This window comes from Bacillus sp. FSL P4-0334 (assembly GCF_038004825.1).
In the GTDB taxonomy this organism is placed as follows: Bacteria; Bacillota; Bacilli; order Bacillales; family Bacillaceae; genus Bacillus; species Bacillus velezensis.
In genome coordinates, this window is the sequence record NZ_JBBORX010000005.1 from 1 (window position 1) to 1,198 (window position 1,198).

Here is a 1,198-nt window from a genome sequence, read left to right on the forward strand (position 1 = left end):
TAAATTAGATATGGCGGAGGAAGAGGGATTCGAACCCCCGCGGGCTTTGACACCCCTGTCGGTTTTCAAGACCGATCCCTTCAGCCAGACTTGGGTATTCCTCCGTATAAGTGGTGGACCTTGTAGGACTCGAACCTACGACCGGACGGTTATGAGCCGTCTGCTCTAACCAACTGAGCTAAAGGTCCAATGGTAGCGGCGGAGGGGATCGAACCCCCGACCTCACGGGTATGAACCGTACGCTCTAGCCAGCTGAGCTACACCGCCAAAAAACAATTAAAATCAAGTGGAGCCTAGCGGGATCGAACCGCTGACCTCCTGCGTGCAAAGCAGGCGCTCTCCCAGCTGAGCTAAGGCCCCAAAATGGTCGGGAAGACAGGATTCGAACCTGCGACCCCATGGTCCCAAACCATGTGCTCTACCAAGCTGAGCTACTTCCCGTTTTTCAAAAGTATGTATGGCGCGCCCGAGAGGAGTCGAACCCCTAACCTTTTGATCCGTAGTCAAACGCTCTATCCAATTGAGCTACGGGCGCAACAATAAGTGCCGAGGGCCGGACTTGAACCGGCACGGTAGTCACCTACCGCAGGATTTTAAGTCCTGTGTGTCTGCCAATTCCACCACCCCGGCATGGATGGTATAGTATAGTTGGAGCGGAAGACGGGATTCGAACCCGCGACCCCCACCTTGGCAAGGTGATGTTCTACCACTGAACTACTTCCGCGTTTGGCAATGCGGATGAAGGGACTTGAACCCCCACGTCTGTAAAGACACTAGAGCCTGATTCTAGCGCGTCTGCCAATTCCGCCACATCCGCAAGAAAAACATGGTGAGCCATGAAGGACTCGAACCTTCGACCCTCTGATTAAAAGTCAGATGCTCTACCAACTGAGCTAATGGCTCTTATTACAAGAGACTTATATAGTATAACATATAAAGGTGGTGCCGGCAAGAGGACTTGAACCCCCAACCTACTGATTACAAGTCAGTTGCTCTACCAATTGAGCTACACCGGCTTAATACGCCAACTTATGTATGATAGGAATGGTGGAGGATGACGGGCTCGAACCGCCGACCCTCTGCTTGTAAGGCAGATGCTCTCCCAGCTGAGCTAATCCTCCGTATATTACACTTGCGTGTAATGGCTTGGCGGCGTCCTACTCTCACAGGGGGAACCCCCCGACTACCATCGGCGCTG

12 tRNA genes are annotated in these 1,198 nt (G+C 52.9%); all 12 read right to left on the reverse strand.

What is annotated here, in order from left to right:
• Positions 1-11 precede the first annotated feature (11 nt).
• A tRNA-Ser gene (locus tag NSQ37_RS21120) sits at positions 12-104 on the reverse strand.
• A 7-nt stretch (positions 105-111) separates the two neighbouring features.
• Positions 112-188: transfer RNA gene (locus NSQ37_RS21125), tRNA-Ile, on the reverse strand.
• 2 nt (positions 189-190) lie between these two features.
• A tRNA-Met gene (locus tag NSQ37_RS21130) sits at positions 191-267 on the reverse strand.
• A gap of 20 nt (positions 268-287) precedes the next feature.
• A tRNA-Ala gene (locus tag NSQ37_RS21135) sits at positions 288-360 on the reverse strand.
• Between the two features lie 4 nt (positions 361-364).
• Positions 365-441: transfer RNA gene (locus NSQ37_RS21140), tRNA-Pro, on the reverse strand.
• A 17-nt stretch (positions 442-458) separates the two neighbouring features.
• Positions 459-535 (reverse strand) — tRNA-Arg (locus NSQ37_RS21145).
• Between the two features lie 9 nt (positions 536-544).
• Positions 545-630: transfer RNA gene (locus NSQ37_RS21150), tRNA-Leu, on the reverse strand.
• Positions 631-649: 19 nt separating this feature from the next.
• Positions 650-724, reverse strand: a tRNA-Gly gene (locus NSQ37_RS21155).
• Positions 725-733: 9 nt separating this feature from the next.
• Positions 734-817, reverse strand: a tRNA-Leu gene (locus NSQ37_RS21160).
• A gap of 10 nt (positions 818-827) precedes the next feature.
• A tRNA-Lys gene (locus NSQ37_RS21165) sits at positions 828-903 on the reverse strand.
• A 37-nt stretch (positions 904-940) separates the two neighbouring features.
• Positions 941-1,016, reverse strand: a tRNA-Thr gene (locus NSQ37_RS21170).
• A gap of 29 nt (positions 1,017-1,045) precedes the next feature.
• Positions 1,046-1,121: transfer RNA gene (locus NSQ37_RS21175), tRNA-Val, on the reverse strand.
• Positions 1,122-1,198 lie beyond the last annotated feature (77 nt).